Here is a 16,221-nt window from a genome sequence, read left to right as displayed (position 1 = left end):
GATGTACTTTCGTGGGCAGAAAAAGCTCCAGGGGGAGGTCTCCCTCTCCGACTCCATCGACACCGACAAGGACGGCAACGCCCTCCAGCTCCTGGATATCGTGGGCGTGGACGACACCATGCTGGAGGACCTCCAGGACCGGGACAACGCCCTGCGCCTCCACCGGCTGGTCCGGGAGCGCCTGACCTCCCGGGAGGCGGAAATCGTCCGCCTGCGCTATGGCCTGGGGGGCACGGTGCCCCTGACCCAGCGGGAAATCGCCTCCTCCTTCGGAATCTCCCGGAGCTATGTATCCCGCATCGAAAAACGGGCCCTGGAAAAACTCCGGGAAGCCCTCCAGGAGAACCCGCGCCGTCCCTGACCCGCAGGGCGCCGGCCAGTCCCCCTGGCCGGCGCCGGGACCATTCACAGCTTCAGCGTCTCAATGGCCTCCCGCATCTGCTCCGCCGAGGCCGCCAGCGCCGCCCGCTCGTCCTCCCTCAGCGGCATCTCCAAAATCTCCCGCAAGCCCTTCCGGCCCACGATGGACGGAAGACTCAGCGCCAAGCCGTTCATCCCGTACTGCCCGTCCAGCACCGCCGACACCGGCAGCACCGCCCGCTCGTCCTTCACGATGGCCGCCGCAATCCGCCCCACCGCCATGGCGATGCCGTAATATGTGGCCCCCTTCCGGCGGATGATCTCATAAGCGCTGTCCCGGACCTCCCGGTACAGCCGCTCCCGCTTCTCCGCCCCCAGGGTCTGCCCCCGGACGCGGCAGAAGTCCTCCAAATCCAGACCGGAGACGTTGGCCTCGCTCCAGACGGCAAGCTCGCTGTCCCCGTGCTCGCCGATGATGAAGGCGTGGATATTCCGGCTGTCCACCTCCAGCTCCGCTCCCAGCAGCTGTTTCAGGCGCCCGGTGTCCAGCACCGTGCCGGAGCCCATCACCCGCTCCCGGGGATAGCCCGACAGACGCCAGGCCGCGTAGGTCAGCACGTCCACCGGGTTGGACACCACCAGCAAAATACCGCCGAAGCTTCGAGCCGTGATCTCTCTCAAAATGGAGCGGAGAATCTCCGTATTCTTTCCGATGAGGTCCAGCCGGGTCTCCCCCGGCTTCTGGTTGGCTCCGGCGGTGATGACCACCAGGGCGCAGTCCGTCAGGTCGTCGTAGTCCCCGGCGGTAATGTCCATGGCCGCCGCGTAGGGCAGGCCGTCCCGGAGGTCCATGGCCTCGCCCTCCGCCTTCTCCCGGTTCGCGTCCAGCAGCACCAGGCGGGTGAACAGCCCCTGCTGCAAAAAGCGGAAGGCGATGGAGGCCCCCACGTTGCCGCAGCCGATGACGGCCGCCTTTCTGGGATTGATATTCATACGCGTCATCCTTTCCATTTTTTCACCGGCGGGTCCTCCGCCCGCCGGAGCGCCCCATGCCCTTCCGGCCGTCCGTGGCGGGGTTGTCCAGCAATTCTCCGTCCTCCCCGAACCGGGAGCCGTGGCAGGGGCAGTCCCAGCTGTGTTCCCCGGCGTTGTACTTCAGCGCGCAGCCCATGTGGGGGCATCGGGGAACCGTGGGAGTCAGCAGTCCCGCGGCGGACTCCAGCGCGTTCACCGCCAGCTGTGGGCGGAGCACGCTCCGGGAGGGGGAAAACAGCTCCGCGTAGGGATTTTCCCTCTCCAGGATCAAGTCCGCCAGCAGCAGCGCCGCCGCCATGGAGGAGGTCATGCCCCACTTGTTGAAGCCCGTTGCCGCGTAAAAGCCCGGGGTGCGCCGGGAGTACTGCCCGATATAGGGCACGCCGTCCAGGGTCATGCAGTCCTGGGCGGCCCAGCGGGCCGTCTCCCGCGCCTCCGGGAAGCGGGTCCGGGCGAACTCCTCCAGCTCCCGCCAGCCGCCCCCCTTCTTTCCGGTGCGGTGTCCCCCGCCGCCCAGCAAAAGAAGGCCCTTCCAGCTCCGGAAGGAGAGGCCCGTTTCCTCCCGGTCCACGTACATGCCCTCCGCCGCCGGGGCATTCTCCAGGGCCAGGACGTAGGAGCGGTGCTGGTACAGCTTGAGGTAATAGGCCCCGTGCTTGTTGAGAAGGGGAAAATGGGTGGCGGCGACGATCTTCTCCGCCGAGACGGTTCCGCCGTTGGTGACCGCTGTGCCCGGCCCCAGCTCCAGCACCTTGGTATGCTCGTAAATACGAAGGTCCCTGGCGATGGCGGCGGCGAACTTCAGCGGGTGGAACTGGGCCTGCCTCCGGAAGCCCACCGCCCCCGCCGTGGGGAAGGGCAGCGCCGGCTCCGCCCAGAAGGCCCCGGAAAAGCCCAGGCGCTCCAGGGCCTCCAGCTCCCGGTCCAGCTCCCGCCGGCCGTTTGTGGAGTAGACGAAGGAATCCCGCTCCTGAAAATCGCAGTCCACCCCCCGGCACAGCGTCCGGTAACGCTCCAGCGCCGCCTGGTTGACCTCCAGATAGAGGCGGGCCCGCTCCGCGCCGAACTCCCGCAGCAGCCGGCTATAGATCAGGCCGTGCTGGGAGGTGAGCTTCGCCGTGGTGTTTCGCGTGACGCCGCCGCAGATGCGGTCGCCCTCCACCAGGGCGTACTCCACCCCCGCCTGGGCCAGCTGATAGGCGCACAAGAGCCCCGCCATCCCGCCGCCGATGATCAGCACGTCCGTTTTCAGGTCCCCCTCCAAAGGGGCGAACTCCGGCAGCTTCTCCGTTTGGGTCCATATGGAATCCATACCATCACCTCCGCCCTAGCTTGCCCGGAACGGCGGGAAAACATGCCGCCGCGCTTCAGCCAGACCCGTCATTTTAAACGATAATTTCCGTGATGCGTTCTCATTTTTTGGCCGATTATTCAAAATTCATTTTTCCACTTGACAAACCGCGCCGGAAGAGCGTATGCTTTTTTCAAATTCAAAAGCGCAAACCGATGACGCAGACGAGTAAACAGGACGAGGTTCTCTCAGAGAGCCGCCGGCGGTGGGATGGCGGCAGAAGCGACCCTGCTGAATGGACTGCGGAGGGCGGGCCGAAACGATTCCCCTATGGTGTCTCCGTGAAATCACGGGACTTTGCAGGCGGCGGAGTAGGCGCCGACGGGCTTTTCCCCCGTTACCAAGGAAAGGCGTGTGTCCGCACGCCGCCGAGCGGGCGGTTTCCAGACCGCCAATTTGGGTGGCACCGCAGAAGTTCTCAGACTTTTGTCCCAAAGTACCTGTAACAGGTCCTTTTGGGATGGAGGTCTTTTTTTGACGCCTCCGCCCCGAAGCGGCCGGAGAATCGAAAGGAGCGAGGGTCATGACATTCGAGAAAATTCCTTACAAAATCTACCTCTCTGAGGAGGAGCTGCCCCAGGCGTGGTACAACGTCCGGGCCGATATGAAGAACAAGCCCGCCCCCCTGCTGAACCCCGGCACCGGCGCGCCCATGGGGTTCGAGGATCTGCGCGGCGTCTTCTGCGACGAGCTCATCCGCCAGGAGCTGGACAACGACAGCCGGGAAATCCCCATCCCCCAGGAGATTCGGGACTTCTACAAGATGTACCGTCCCGCCCCCCTGGTCCGGGCCTACTGCCTGGAGGAAAAGCTCCAGACCCCGGCGAAGATTTACTACAAATTCGAGGGGAACAACACCTCCGGTTCCCACAAGCTGAACAGCGCCATCGCCCAGGCCTATTACGCCAAGCAGCAGGGCCTCCGGGGCGTCACCACCGAGACCGGCGCGGGCCAGTGGGGCACCGCCCTCTCCATGGCCTGCGCCTATCTGGGGCTGGACTGCAAGGTCTACATGGTGAAGGTCAGCTATGAGCAAAAGCCCTTCCGCCGGGAGGTTATGCGGACCTACGGCGCGTCCGTCACCCCCTCCCCCTCTATGGAGACGGAGGTTGGGAAGAAAATCCTGGCCGAGCACCCCGGCACCACCGGCTCCCTGGGCTGCGCCATCTCCGAGGCCGTGGAGGCCGCCGCCGCCAACCCCGGCTACCGCTATGTGCTGGGCAGCGTCCTGAACCAGGTGCTGCTTCACCAGTCCATCATCGGCCTGGAGGCCAAGGCGGCTCTGGACAAGTACGGCGTGGTCCCCGACATCATCATTGGCTGTGCCGGCGGCGGCAGCAACCTGGGCGGCCTGATCTCCCCCTTCATGGGCGAGAAGCTCCGGGGCGAGCGGGACTACCGCTTCCTCGCCGTGGAGCCCGCCTCCTGCCCCAGCCTCACCCGGGGCCGGTTCGCCTATGACTTCTGCGACACCGGCATGGTCTGTCCCCTGGCGAAGATGTACACCCTGGGCAGCGGCTTCATCCCCTCCGCCAACCACGCCGGGGGCCTGCGGTATCACGGTATGAGCCCGGTCCTCTCCCAGCTCTATCACGACGGCTACATGGAGGCCGTGTCCGTGGAGCAGACGAAGGTCTTCGAGGCGGCGGAGGAGTTTGCCCGGGTGGAGGGCATCCTCCCGGCCCCGGAGTCCAGCCACGCCATCCGGGCCGCCATGGACGAGGCTCTGAAATGCAAGGAGACCGGGGAGGAGAAGACCATTCTCTTCGGCCTCACCGGCACTGGATACTTCGACATGGTGGCCTATGAGCGGTTCCATAACGGGGAGATGACAGACTATATCCCCACCGACGCGGAGCTGGAGGCCAGCTTTGCCAAGCTGCCCCAGATTCCGGGGCTGAACTGAACCGCGCAAACAGCGGCGCGGCCCTCTGGCCGCGCCGTATCCTTTGGGAAAAGAACATCAAAGAAGGCCGCCCCAGCCGGGGCGGCCTCAGCGTGTCAAAAAACGCAGAAGATTGACGCAACGGGAAGGAAGAGAGTTACGAGAGGAACCCAGGAAGGGTTCCTTTCGTTTTCAATCAGAAGTTTTTCAAAACTTTTTTAAAGGTTTGAAAAACTTGCGCAGGCTGGCGAAAATACGTTTTCGACAGCCTGAGGCCGCCCCAGCCGGGGCGGCCTCTTGTTCGCGTTTTCAGTTAATGGGGAACTCCGGAATCCCCGCCGCGCCGGCGGCGATGCTGTAGCGGGGGAAGCACACCACAACCGTCCCGTCCTCCCGGACATAGAAGCCGGTGGTCTCGTCCACGGTGGTAAAGCCCCCCTCCTCCGGGGCGAAGAAGAGGGTAAAGCCCTCCTCGTCCACGCTTTCGGCGATCTGCCGTTCAATGGCGGCGTTGCAGGTTTCCACCCAAGTATCCCCCAGGTAGTCCCGGAGGGTCAGGTCCCGGTCCCCGCTCAGGTCCAGGTTGTAGTAGTACCGCTCCTCCATGGAGGACACCCAGCCCTCTCCCAGGGTTACCACGAAGGAAACCCGGGTGTCGCTCTGGCTCTTGATCTCATAGCCCGCGATGACGTCCATCTCCCGGCCGCCCCACTCCTCCTCGGTGCCGCCGGTGGCGAAGAAGGCCTCCCGGTAATCGTCCCAGTCCTGCTGGGCCCTGGCGAGGTGGGCGTCCACCTTCTCCTGAATGGCGGCATTGACCCGCTCCGCCAGGCTGCCCTCCGCCTCCACCTTGGGGACGGAGACGTCGTAGTGAATACCATCCTCCGTCTTATCGTAGTTCACAAAGGTCAGCACCCGGAACAATCCCCCCAGCACAGGCACCTCCGCGGCGGCCTTTGCCAGGGTCGGTGACAGGTTCAGCCCCGCCAGCAGAAGGGAAAAGCAGGCGGCGGTGGCCACCCAGCGCCGGACGCTCTGCCTCCGGCGGGCCCGGTACCGCTCCTCGCCCTCCCGGATACCCGCCCGGACCCGCTCCGACAGTTCCTCGGGAATGGGGACGTTATCGTATTCCTCTTTCGCGCGCTTGAATTCGTTCATCAAATTTCCGCTCCTTCCATAGCGATGCGCAGCTTCTTCAGCCCCCCGTACAGACGGCTTTTCACCGTGCTCAGATTCTGCCCGGTGACCTCGCCGATTTCCCTCAGGGTCAGCTCCTCATAAAACCGCAGCTTGATGACGGTTCCCACCTCCGCCGGCAGGGCTTCCACCCGCTGGGCAAGGGTCTCGTCGGCGGGCTCCGGGTCCTCCCGGCCCGGTTCCAGCCCCTCCTCCGGGAAGGGAACCACCCGGCTCCTCCGGCGGAGGGCGTCCTGGCAGACGTTCACCAAAATCCGGGTGAACCAGGTCTTCACGGCCCCGGGGTCCCGGAGGCTGTCCTGCCGCTCCAGCGCCCGGCAGACCGCGGTCTGCACCGCGTCCAGAGCCTCCTCCCGGTCGCGGAGGACGCTGTAGGCCAGCCGGTAGGACCGGGCCTGGGTTTCGATGAGGAACGAGGTCAAGGTCTCTTCCTTCGTTTCCTTCGTCACATCGATGCTCCTTTCTGAAAGGGTTCCGCCCGTCCGTCGCCTGGGCTCCGGGCGGTTTTTCTGTAGTATAGACGGAGAAGAAAGCGGAAAAGTTTGAGGCGTCGAAAATTTTTTCTTGCCTCCACGGAAATTTGTTTTATACTGGTATTATCCTGTATCAATCCAACAAGGAGGGCCCGAATATGGACCGCTTTTCCATTCTCGTGGGCGACATCACCCAATCCGGCGCGGAGGCCATCGTCAACGCCGCCAACACAGCCCTGCTGGGCGGCAGCGGAGTGGACGGAGCCATTCACGCCGCCGCCGGGCCGGGCCTGCTGGCGGAGTGCCGGACCCTGGGGGGCTGTGAAACCGGACAGGCCAAGCTGACGAAGGGGTATCGCCTTCCGGCGAAATACGTTCTTCACACCCCCGGCCCTATCTGGCGGGGCGGAGACTGCGGAGAGGCGGCGGCGCTGGCCTCCTGCTACCGCTCCTGCCTCCTGCTGGCAGAGGAACGGGGTATAGAAAGCGTCGATTTCCCCTCCATCTCTACCGGGGTGTACGGGTATCCCATGGCCCAGGCGGCCAGCGTGGCCTTGAAGGCCATCCTGGATTTCCTCCGGGACCATGAGCTGCCCCGGCGGGTGCGGATGGTCTGCCACACGGAGCAGGCCGCGAAGATTTACCGCCAGACCTATAACATGTGGTACGCCGGGGAAAAATCGGAAAGACTATAAGCAAACGCCGGAAGGAACCGACCTTCCGGCGTTCTATATTCCGCGCTGCCGCCGCTTCAGTCCGGTACAGCACCGGACCGCCAGAGCGGGCTAACGCTCTTTCGGTTCCGTTTCTCCCGAGAAAAGCAACTCTTTCGGACCGGGCAAATACTCCTCCCCTGCCGGGATCATCGTCCCCTGGCCGGCGGACAGCTCCGTCAGCCGCGCAGCGAAAGCCTCTGCCCCCTCCCGGGAAAAAGCCGTGTGCAGCGTCACCTCCGCGCCGTAGTCCGCGTCCCGGAGGACGCCGCCCTGGGCGGCGATTTCCAGCTTCAGCCGCTCCAGAAGCGGGTAGGGACAGGGCACGTCCCAGAGGGTCCAAAGGCTGACCCAGGCCGTTCCCGCCGCGTCCAGACCCTCCTTGGCCCCCCGGCCATAGGCCCGGCTCAGCCCCCCGGCTCCCAGCAGCACGCCGCCGAAGTACCGGGTGACCACGCAGCAGACGTTGGTGACCTCCTGGCGCTGGAAGACGTTCAGCATGGGCTGTCCGGCGGTGCCCTGGGGCTCGCCGTCGTCGGAGTAGCGGACCACGCCGCCGTTTTGAATGAGGTAGCACCAGCAATGGTGCCGGGCGTCGTAGTGGCGTTTGCGGATTTCCTCAATTTTGGCCCGGGCCTCCGCCTCGGATTCCACCCGGTAGAGGTTCGTGATGAAGCGGGAGCGTTTTTCCGTAAACTCGGTTTCGGCGTCCGCAAAGGGGACGCGGTAGCCGGACATGGGCAGAGCCTCCTTTCAGGGGGGTGTTTTTGTGCGTAGTACGATACCGTTGGCGGTTGCGGGGGACGGGCGGACACGCAGGTCCGCCCTTTTCCCGGAACCGCCGACCATCAGTAAACCGTTTTTAAATTTCCTCCGGCACCTCTTCCGAGGGCGGCAGCATCTCCCGGACATCGGTCCGGCCCAGCAGATAGTCCGCATTGACCTCAAAATGGTCTGCCAGGGCGCTGAACACTGGAAGTCTCGGAAGACCCTCCCCGGTCTCGATCCTGTGATAATTGCGCAAGGCAATGCCGACCGCCCTGGCAACCGTTTCCTGTGACTCTCCCCGTTCTTTGCGCAGCTCTTTTAATCTCTTCTCAATTCCCATAGAAACCTCTTGACAACCCACCCTGGTTTTGATAAAATTATCAATATAAAATCATCAAAAGGAGGCTGTTTCACATGACGGATTTCCTATTCTGGCTCCACGAAAACTACATCAAGCCCCAGGTAGACGCCGCTCTCCGGGGGCCCTACGCCTTTCCGCTGGACGCCCTGCACAATGAGCTGTGCGAGGCCCAGCGGAGAGACCTGGACAAAGCCCTGGAATTCACGGCCATTCAAGCCTTCCTCCTGGGCCTGCGCACCGGGGAGGGGCTGGCCCTCAGCCGTCCGTGAACGCCTTCACCCGGCCCAGGGTCCGGGGGGCGCAGACCGCCGTCACGTCGATAGTCTCGCCGTACTCCACCTTTTCCACCTTCGCCTCCTTATAGAGGAGGTCCAGCAGTCCCCCCTGGTCATAGGGCAGGTGAATGGTAACCCGCCGGGACCCCTTGTCCAGCCGCCGGGCGATCATCTCCAGCAGCTTGTCCACTCCCCGGCCGCTCTTGGCGGAGATGGCGCAGATGTCCTCCCCGTGGGGCATGATCTCCCCCGGGGGAAGGAGGTCCGATTTATTGAACACGTCGATGCGGGGCAGTTCTCCCGCCCCCAGCTCCAGAATCAGGTTCTCCACCACCTGGGCCTGGGTCTGCCACTCGGGGCTGGACACGTCGATGACATGGAGCAGCAAATCCGCGTACTCCAGCTCCTCCAGGGTGGCCTTGAAGGCCTCCACCAGCTGGTGGGGGAGCTTGCGGATGAAGCCCACAGTGTCGCTGAGGACCACGTCCGTGGTGTCGCTGACGTGGAGGAGGCGGCTGGTGGTATCCAGGGTGTCAAAGAGGCGGTTGTTGGCGGGGATGCCCGCGCCGGTGAGGCGGTTCAGAAGCGTCGACTTCCCCGCGTTGGTGTAGCCCACCAGGGCCACCACGGGAATCTCGTTCTTCCGCCGCTGGCGGCGCTGGGTGTTCCGCACCCGGCGCACGTCCTCCAGGTCCTCCCGGAGCTTGTCGATCTTCCGGTGGATGTGCCGCCGGTCCGTCTCCAATTGGGTCTCGCCGGGGCCCTTGGAGCCGATGGGCCCGCTGCCGCTGGTGCCCGCCTGGCGCTCCAGATGGGTCCACATGCCGGTGAGGCGGGGCAGCAGGTATTGATACTGGGCCAGCTCCACCTGGAGCCGCCCCTCCCGGGTCCGGGCCCGCTGGGCGAAGATGTCCAGAATCAGGCCGCAGCGGTCCAGCACCTGGACCCCCAGCAGCTCCGTCAGCACCCGGAGCTGGGAGGGGGAGAGGTCGTTGTCGAAAATGACCATGGTGGCCTCGGTATTCTCGCAGTAGAGCTTTACCTCGGCGCACTTGCCCTCGCCGATGAAAGTCCGGGGGTCCGGGGCGTTCCGGTTTTGCAAAACCTGTCCCACGGTCTCGCCCCCGGCGGTCTCCACCAGGGCGGAGAGCTCCTCCAGGGTGTCCTCCCCGGCGGTTTCCTCCCGTTTGAGGACCGGGGAGTTCAGGCCCACCAGAACGACTCTGTCTCGAATTTCCTTTGTCTCTTGCATAAATCTCCTTGCTTTCCTGTAGGGGCCCTGTCCCGGCCCTTTCTCCGCCGCCGGGGCGCTCACAGCAGGCGGAACGCCCGCGTCAGACAGGCGCTGGCCAAGAACGGGGCGGAGTCCGCCCCTACAGGGTAATCCTTCCTTACGGTTCGTCCGCGTGCGGCTTGGCGGAGTAGGCCTCCACGATCTCGCCGGTGTAAACCCGGTGCCAGCCGCCCTTCTCGCCGTAGTGGGGCAGGATGCCCTTCTCCCCGGCGGGGAGCACGCAGGCGGCGTCCATATCCTGGACATAGAGCTTCCGGCACACCAGGACCAGCTCCGCCTCCTCGAAGAAGGGGGCGCCGCCGGCGCCGGTCCGCACCGTCAGGCCGCACTCCTGGATCTTGTCCATGTCCCGTCCGCTCTTCGTGCCGCAGAGGGCCATGGTCTTTTTTTGGTCCGCAGGCAGAACGGACACGGTGAAATACTCGCTGCCTTCCATGAAATCATAAGTATAGCGCTCCGGGCGCACGTAGACCGTACAGGTTTGCAGATTCCACAGCCGTCCCGCCTGACACCAGCCGATGGTCATGGTGTTGCAGCGCTCCGCCGTTCCGGCGGTGAGCAGGGCGTTGGCCCCGCCGAAGGCCGAAAGCAGCGCGGAGGCGGTGGTCTTGGGGTCCGCAGAATGTAAGCGCATGGCAAAGGACTCCTTTCAAAATGTTCCTGTTCCGCTGGTTCCAGTATATGCGTTTTCCGGAAAAACGCAACAAAAAATTCCCGGACGAAGAAAAAAGAGCGCGCCGGACTACGGCGCGCTCTCTCGCATGTGACGGTGTCGGACTCACTTGTCCAGGCCGAACCTCTTGTTGAACTTCGCGACCCGGCCGCCGGTATCCACCAGCTTCTGCTTGCCGGTGAAGAAGGGGTGACACTTAGAGCAGACTTCCACCTTGATATCCTTCTTGGTAGAACCTGTCTCAATCACATTACCGCAGGCGCATGTAATCGTAGTCTGCTGATAATTGGGATGGATTCCTTCCTTCATTGCTCTGTTCACCCCTTTCTAAAACGAATTGCGAAACAGCTTGCGCTATCACAGCATTGGTTAGTATATCACGGTGTTTTTCAAATTGCAAGCTTTTTCTTGCTCTTGGAAACTTTATTTTTTCAAGGCCGGAAACGGCCCTCCCCTCTGGACAGGGGCGGCTTTCTCTAGTATAGTGTCCTTCAGAACCCCTTACCGAAACGGACAGGAGGCCCGCCCCATGGACAAGCTGACCCTTCTCAAGCAGCACTTCGGCCACAGCGGCTTCCGCCCCGGTCAGGAGCCCCTGGCGGACGCGCTGCTCTCCGGCCGGGACGCTCTGGGCGTCATGCCCACCGGAGCGGGAAAATCCGTATGCTATCAGCTCCCCGCCCTGCTGCTGCCGGGGACGGCCCTGGTGATCTCCCCCCTCATCTCCCTGATGAAGGACCAGGTGGCCGCCCTGACCCAGGCGGGCATCCCCGCCGCCTTTCTCAACTCCTCGCAGGACGCCGGAGAGTACCGGGAGGCCTGCCGCCAGATCCGGCGGGGGGACTGCAAGCTCCTGTACGCCGCGCCGGAGCGCCTCCAGGCGGAGAGCTTCCGCCGTCTGCTGGAGGGGCTGTCCGTCTCCCTGGTGGCCGTGGACGAGGCCCACTGCGTCTCCCAGTGGGGGCAGGACTTCCGCCCCAGCTATCTGGACATTGCCGGACTGGTGGCCTCCCTGCCGGTCCGGCCCCCCGTGGGGGCGTTCACCGCCACCGCCACGGCGGCGGTGCGCCGGGACATCGAGACGCTGCTGGACCTCCGGGACCCCCTTCGGATCACCACGGGCTTCGACCGGCCCAACCTCTTTTTCGAGGTGGACCGCCCCAAGGACAAGGACCTCTGGCTCCGCCGCTTCCTGGCGGAGCGTCCCGGGCAGAGCGGCATCGTCTACTGCGCCACCCGGAAGACGGTGGACGCCGTCACCGCTTCCCTGCTGGCCCAGGGCGTCCCCGCCGCCCGGTACCACGCCGGCATGGAGGACGGCGAGCGCCGCCGGAGCCAGGAGGCCTTCGTCTACGACCAGGTGCGGGTCATGGTGGCCACCAACGCCTTTGGCATGGGCATCGACAAGTCCAACGTCAGCTTCGTGGTTCACTACAACATGCCCAAGGACCTGGAGAGCTATTACCAGGAGGCGGGCCGTGCGGGCCGGGACGGCGGCCCCGCCCGCTGCGTCCTGCTCTACGCCCCCGGGGATGTGCGGACGGCGAAATTCCTCATCGCCAACTCCCAGGAGACCCAGGAGGGGGACCCGGACCGTCTGCGCCGGGATCTCAGCCGCCTGGACCGTATGGTGCGCTACTGCAGGACCGGCGGCTGCCTCCGGGCGGACATTCTGGACTACTTCGGCGAGATTCACGGCGGCCGCTGCGGCCGCTGCGGGAACTGCGCCGGGTCCTTTGTGGACCGGGACATCACCGTGGAGGCGCAGAAAATCCTCTCTGCCGTGGCCCGGGTGGAAAAGCGCTACGCTTACGGCCTGGGGGCCGCCGTCATCATCAAGCTCCTCCGGGGCAGCCGGGACAAGCGGGTCCTCCAGCTGGGGCTGGACCAGCTGCCCACCCACGGGGCCCTGAAGGGCGTGGACCAGGACCGGATTCAGCGTTACATTGACGCTTTGATGGAGAAGGGCTATCTCGTCACCGAGGGGGAGGAGTACCCCGTCCTCCGTCTGACGGCCCAGGCGGGGGACGTCCTCTTCCGGGGGAAGAAGGTCCTCTTTCGGGAGCCGGCCCCCCAGGCGGAGGAGGCAAAGGCGCGGCCCCTCTCCCCCGCCGCCTCTGCGGAGGAGGAGGACGGCCTGCTGGCGGCGCTGAAATCCCTCCGCTTCCGCCTGGCCCAGGAGGCGGGCGTTCCCGCCTACGTCATCTTTTCCAACGCCACCCTGGCGGACATGGCCGCCCTCCGGCCTCTGACCATGGAGGAATTTCTCCAGGTCTCCGGCGTGGGCAGGGTCAAGGCGGAGCGCTATGGCGCGGCCTTCCTCCAGGCCGTTCAGGACTGGCGGGCGGGCCTGCGGGCCTGAGCCGCCGCCCTGGGGAAGAACACCGTATATCTTGGATACCCGGTCATGTTTCACCCAGGATCGGAGGAAGGAGACCGTTATGAAGAATTTGAAGACCGGCGTGGTGGGCCTGGGCCGTCTGGGCAGGGTCCACGCGCATAACATCCGCTATCAGATTCCCGGAGCGGAGCTGACGGCGGTCTGCTCCATCGTCCCCGCCGAGCTGGAGTACGCCCGAAGCGAGCTGGGCGTCGCCGCCGTCTACGCGGACTACAAGGAGATGCTGGCCCATGCGGACATGGACGCCGCGGTCATCGTCACCACCTCCAGCGAGCACTGCTGGCAGATTGAGGCCGCCCTGGACGCGGGGAAGCACGTCTTCTCCGAGAAGCCCCTGGGGGTGGACGCGGCCCAGTGCAAACAGGCGGAGGCCGCCGTGGAGCGGCACCCGGAGCTGACCTTCATGCTGGGCTTCATGCGGCGCTATGACAAGTCCTATGCCTACGCCAAGGAAAAGATTGACGCCGGGGCCATCGGCACGCCCTACCTGGTGAAGGCCACGGGCATTGACCCGGAGGCCCTCGTGGACGGGGCCATCCGCTTTGCCAAAAACTCCGGCGGCATCTTCCTGGACATGGCCATTCACGACATCGACCTCATGCGCTGGTTCCTGGGCTGCGAGGCCACGGAGGTGTACGCCATGGGCGCCACCTTCAAGCACCCGGAGTTCCGGGCGGCCGGGGATGACGAGACCGGCGTGGCCGTCTACCGGTTTGAAAACGGCGCTATGGGCATGATTCACGTGGGCCGGACGGCGCCTTACGGCTACCACGTGGAGACGGAGATCGTGGGCACGGAGGGCACCATCCGCATCTCCGCCGTCCCGGAGAAGAACCAGGCCCGTCTGTACAATCAGAACGGCGTATGCGCCGAGTGCGTAGGCTCCTTCCCGGAGCGGTTCGCGGAGGCGTACCTCACCGAGCTCCAGGAGTTCGTGGACTGCGCCCTGACAGGCAGGGCTCCCGGCGTCAGCGTCTACGACGGCACCAAATCCACCGCCATCGGCTACGCCACCACCGAAGCATGGAAAACCGGCGCCCCCGTAAAGATACTTCCTTGAAAGAACGTATCCAAAGAACTCTCGCGCGATCCGGCAGTCTGGATAGAAACCAAAACGAAGCGACGGCAACGAAAATGGTTCGTTGCCGTCGCTTCGGCTTGAATGACCTCCAGACCCCCAGAGCGCGCTAAAGCTTTTTTGGTTCCTTTTTTCTCAAAAAAAGGAACTAGGCGGAGCGGATGACGTCTTTGTTTTTGAGGAAGTATTCCACGCCGGAGTACAGGGTCGTCAGGGTGATGACCCAGCCGCAGATCATGTCCAGCCACAAGAACGGCTCGTCGGGCAGAGCCGTGAGGGCCGCCGGGTCCCGGAGCATGGCGACGGTGGGCCCCATTAGCAGCATCACCACGATACACACCATGGTGGAGGCTGTTTTCACCTTCCCGGACCACCCGGCGGCAATCACCCGCCCGTTGTCCGAGGCAATCATGCGCAGGCCGCTGACGGCAAACTCCCGGGTAATCACGATCATCACCATCCAGGCGGGCATCCGGCCCTGCTCCACAAACCACAGCATGGCCGCCACCACCAGGATTTTATCCGCCAGAGGATCGGCGAACTTGCCGAAGTCCGTCACCAGATTGTACTTCCGGGCGATCTTCCCGTCCAGCAGGTCCGTCAGACTGGCGATGATGAAAATGGCCAGAGCCGCGTAGTCCGCGCCGGGAAAGCCCCAGTACAGCACCGCCAGAAAAACCGGCGTCAGGATGATGCGGAGCATGGTCAATTTATTGGGCAGATTCATAGGTCCTCCTTCTCCGGATAGGTCTTGTCCTTCCAGTACCACCATTTCAGCTTCTCCGGGTCCCTGGTCTCGTGGTCCGCGTAGTATACCGCCGTCCGCCAGACGTACAGGGCGCAGCGGTCCTCCTGGTATCCCTTCATCAGACACTCCCTTGCGTACAGCTCCTCCGGGTCCCGGCCCCGGAGGTCCGAGACCCGCCGGATGCCCAGGGTCTCCATAACGGCGGCAATGCGGTCCCCCACGCCGGGAATTTCCGTCAGCGGGTGCTTCATACCCGCTCCCCGGTGAGCTCGCCGTCCATTACCCCGGTGAGGCGGACAGTGACGAAGTCCCCCGACGCGGGCTCCTCCCCGGCGTCAAACCAAATCCGCCCGTCGATCTCCGGGGACTCGGCATAGCTCCGGCCAAAGAACATCTGGCCGTCAAAGCCTTCGCAGAGGACTTCCCGCTCCGTTCCCAGAACGGACTCGTTGTACTCGTCTATGACATCGGACTGCACGTCCACCGCCAGCTCCGCCCGGCGGGCGGCCTCGCCGGCGTCCGCGTGGTCCATCTGTGCCGCCCGGGTTCCCTCCTCCGGGGAAAAGGGGAAGACCCCTGCCCGCTCGATTTTCTGCTCCCGGAGGAATTCGCACAGCTCCTCGAACTCCTCCTCCCCCTCGCCGGGAAGGCCGGCGATCAGACTGGTCCGCAGGACCAGGCCGGGGATGCGCCGGCGGAGGGTCCGGAAGAGGGAGCGGATGGATTCCTTGGTGTCCCGGCGGTTCATGGCCTTCAGAATGCCATCGTTGCAGTGCTGAATGGGGATATCCAGATAGGGCAGAATCTTCGGCTCGGAGGCAATTGTCTCGATGAGCTCCTCCGTGATCTCGTCGGGGTAGAGATAGTGGAGGCGAATCCAATGGAAGTCCAGCCTGCACAATTCCCGCAGAAGGGCGGCCAGCTGGTGTTCGCCGTTCAGGTCCGTGCCGTAGCGGGTGATGTCCTGGGCGATGACCAGCAGTTCCTTCACCCCGGCGGAGCAGAGCTCGCCAGCCTCGTCCAGAAGCTCTCCCATGGGGCGGCTGCGGTACTTGCCCCGGAGGGAGGGGATGACGCAGTAGGCGCAGTGGTTGTCGCAGCCCTCGGCAATGCGGAGATAGGCGTACCAGGGGGGCGTGGAGAGAATGCGGGGCCCGTTCTGGGGCGCGGTGTGGATGTTGCCCAGGCGGCAGGGGCGGAGGCCGGATTCCATAACCTCGGAAACGGCGGCGGCGATCTCGCCGTAGCTGCCGGTGCCCAGGATGCCGTCCACTTCCGGCAGCTCTTCCAGCACGCCGTTTTGATAGCGCTGGGCCATACAGCCGGTGACCAGGATTTTTTTCAGCTGGCCGGCTTTTTTCAGTTCCGCCAGCTCCAGGATGTGGCCGATGGCCTCCTCACAGGCGGAGGCCAGGAAGCCGCAGGTGTTGACCACGGCGATGTCCGCCCCGGCGGGGTCGGGTGCGATCTCGTGGCCCGCCGATTGGATCAGGGACATCATCTGCTCGCAGTTTACTTGGTTTTTGGCGCAGCCAAGGGAAAGGAAATATACTTTGTAGGGCATGGTATGCCCCCTTTCGTTGATTCTGCCCTTGCGGGCGGGGAGGAT

General features: G+C 64.3%; 18 protein-coding genes. 6 read left to right on the top strand and 12 right to left on the bottom strand.

The genetic code is table 11. The features are described from left to right. Position 1: 1 nt before the first annotated feature. Positions 2 to 361 carry a sigma-70 family RNA polymerase sigma factor gene (locus QZ329_RS01185; protein ID WP_295747463.1) on the top strand — a complete coding sequence of 120 codons (360 nt, stop codon included), beginning with the start codon at positions 2 to 4 and terminating at the stop codon, positions 359 to 361. A gap of 44 nt (positions 362 to 405) precedes the next feature. On the opposite strand, the gene QZ329_RS01180 is transcribed toward QZ329_RS01185, so the two are convergent. Then, positions 406 to 1,353, bottom strand: a complete 948-nt coding sequence (locus tag QZ329_RS01180) for an L-lactate dehydrogenase (RefSeq protein ID WP_295747461.1) — start codon at positions 1,351 to 1,353, stop codon at positions 406 to 408. A gap of 22 nt (positions 1,354 to 1,375) precedes the next feature. Next, complete coding sequence (locus QZ329_RS01175; protein WP_295747459.1) at positions 1,376 to 2,707, bottom strand: FAD-dependent oxidoreductase; 1,332 nt, start codon at positions 2,705 to 2,707, stop codon at positions 1,376 to 1,378. Positions 2,708 to 3,269: 562 nt separating this feature from the next. Between QZ329_RS01175 and QZ329_RS01170 the strand changes: the two genes are divergently transcribed. Next, positions 3,270 to 4,652 (top strand): TrpB-like pyridoxal phosphate-dependent enzyme, encoded by a 1,383-nt coding sequence (locus QZ329_RS01170; protein WP_295747457.1) that lies wholly within the window; start codon positions 3,270 to 3,272, stop codon positions 4,650 to 4,652. A 288-nt stretch (positions 4,653 to 4,940) separates the two neighbouring features. Here QZ329_RS01170 and QZ329_RS01165 read toward each other — a convergent pair whose 3' ends face one another. Both QZ329_RS01165 and QZ329_RS01160 read right to left on the bottom strand, forming a co-directional pair. After that, entirely contained in the window at positions 4,941 to 5,789 is an 849-nt protein-coding gene (locus QZ329_RS01165; protein WP_295747455.1) for an RsiV family protein, read from the bottom strand. Further along, positions 5,789 to 6,277, bottom strand: coding sequence for a sigma-70 family RNA polymerase sigma factor (locus QZ329_RS01160; RefSeq protein ID WP_295747453.1), 489 nt, complete (start codon positions 6,275 to 6,277; stop codon positions 5,789 to 5,791). Before QZ329_RS01160 ends, QZ329_RS01165 begins: the two co-directional genes overlap by 1 nt. A 182-nt stretch (positions 6,278 to 6,459) precedes the next feature. Here QZ329_RS01160 and QZ329_RS01155 point away from each other — a divergent pair, with 182 nt between their 5' ends. After that, positions 6,460 to 6,996 carry a macro domain-containing protein gene (locus QZ329_RS01155; protein ID WP_295747451.1) on the top strand — a complete coding sequence of 179 codons (537 nt, stop codon included), beginning with the start codon at positions 6,460 to 6,462 and terminating at the stop codon, positions 6,994 to 6,996. A 90-nt stretch (positions 6,997 to 7,086) separates the two neighbouring features. On the opposite strand, the gene QZ329_RS01150 is transcribed toward QZ329_RS01155, so the two are convergent. Both QZ329_RS01150 and QZ329_RS01145 read right to left on the bottom strand, forming a co-directional pair. Beyond that, positions 7,087 to 7,752: a YigZ family protein gene (locus QZ329_RS01150; RefSeq protein WP_295747449.1), complete on the bottom strand. Its 666-nt coding sequence runs from the start codon at positions 7,750 to 7,752 to the stop codon at positions 7,087 to 7,089. Positions 7,753 to 7,876: 124 nt separating this feature from the next. Then, complete coding sequence (locus QZ329_RS01145; RefSeq protein WP_295747447.1) at positions 7,877 to 8,122, bottom strand: helix-turn-helix transcriptional regulator; 246 nt, start codon at positions 8,120 to 8,122, stop codon at positions 7,877 to 7,879. A gap of 74 nt (positions 8,123 to 8,196) precedes the next feature. On the opposite strand from QZ329_RS01145, the gene QZ329_RS01140 reads away from it, so the two are divergent. Continuing rightward, positions 8,197 to 8,412, top strand: coding sequence for a hypothetical protein (locus QZ329_RS01140; protein ID WP_295747445.1), 216 nt, complete (start codon positions 8,197 to 8,199; stop codon positions 8,410 to 8,412). On the opposite strand, the gene hflX is transcribed toward QZ329_RS01140, so the two are convergent. The 3 genes from hflX to rpmE all read right to left on the bottom strand — a co-directional run bounded on the left by hflX (position 8,399) and on the right by rpmE (position 10,694). After that, positions 8,399 to 9,670 (bottom strand): GTPase HflX, encoded by a 1,272-nt coding sequence (hflX, locus tag QZ329_RS01135; protein ID WP_295747443.1) that lies wholly within the window; start codon positions 9,668 to 9,670, stop codon positions 8,399 to 8,401. The two genes, QZ329_RS01140 and hflX, sit on opposite strands and share 14 nt — an antisense overlap. A gap of 139 nt (positions 9,671 to 9,809) precedes the next feature. Then, entirely contained in the window at positions 9,810 to 10,346 is a 537-nt protein-coding gene (locus QZ329_RS01130) for a flavin reductase family protein (RefSeq protein WP_295747442.1), read from the bottom strand. A gap of 144 nt (positions 10,347 to 10,490) precedes the next feature. Beyond that, positions 10,491 to 10,694, bottom strand: coding sequence for a 50S ribosomal protein L31 (gene rpmE / locus QZ329_RS01125; RefSeq protein WP_016321164.1), 204 nt, complete (start codon positions 10,692 to 10,694; stop codon positions 10,491 to 10,493). 220 nt (positions 10,695 to 10,914) lie between these two features. Here rpmE and recQ point away from each other — a divergent pair, with 220 nt between their 5' ends. Then, complete coding sequence (recQ, locus tag QZ329_RS01120; protein ID WP_295747440.1) at positions 10,915 to 12,747, top strand: DNA helicase RecQ; 1,833 nt, start codon at positions 10,915 to 10,917, stop codon at positions 12,745 to 12,747. Between the two features lie 79 nt (positions 12,748 to 12,826). Further along, positions 12,827 to 13,846, top strand: a complete 1,020-nt coding sequence (locus tag QZ329_RS01115) for a Gfo/Idh/MocA family oxidoreductase (protein WP_295747438.1) — start codon at positions 12,827 to 12,829, stop codon at positions 13,844 to 13,846. A gap of 166 nt (positions 13,847 to 14,012) precedes the next feature. Here QZ329_RS01115 and pgsA read toward each other — a convergent pair whose 3' ends face one another. From pgsA to rimO, 3 genes are read right to left on the bottom strand one after another with little or no spacing between them, the layout of a single operon-like run. Beyond that, on the bottom strand, positions 14,013 to 14,591 hold the full coding sequence (pgsA, locus tag QZ329_RS01110) for a CDP-diacylglycerol--glycerol-3-phosphate 3-phosphatidyltransferase (protein WP_295747436.1): 579 nt from the start codon (positions 14,589 to 14,591) through the stop codon (positions 14,013 to 14,015). Next, on the bottom strand, positions 14,588 to 14,863 hold the full coding sequence (locus QZ329_RS01105; protein ID WP_295747434.1) for a helix-hairpin-helix domain-containing protein: 276 nt from the start codon (positions 14,861 to 14,863) through the stop codon (positions 14,588 to 14,590). Before QZ329_RS01105 ends, pgsA begins: the two co-directional genes overlap by 4 nt. Next, positions 14,860 to 16,176 (bottom strand): 30S ribosomal protein S12 methylthiotransferase RimO, encoded by a 1,317-nt coding sequence (gene rimO, locus QZ329_RS01100; RefSeq protein ID WP_295747433.1) that lies wholly within the window; start codon positions 16,174 to 16,176, stop codon positions 14,860 to 14,862. The genes QZ329_RS01105 and rimO overlap by 4 nt, the downstream gene beginning before the upstream one ends. Positions 16,177 to 16,221 lie beyond the last annotated feature (45 nt).

Origin of the sequence: uncultured Oscillibacter sp., from assembly GCF_910579365.1 — a bacterium.
Classification (GTDB): Bacteria; Bacillota; Clostridia; order Oscillospirales; family Oscillospiraceae; genus Oscillibacter.
The sequence above is the reverse complement of the archived record's forward strand: the minus strand, read 5'-3'. Positions and strand labels throughout refer to the sequence as shown.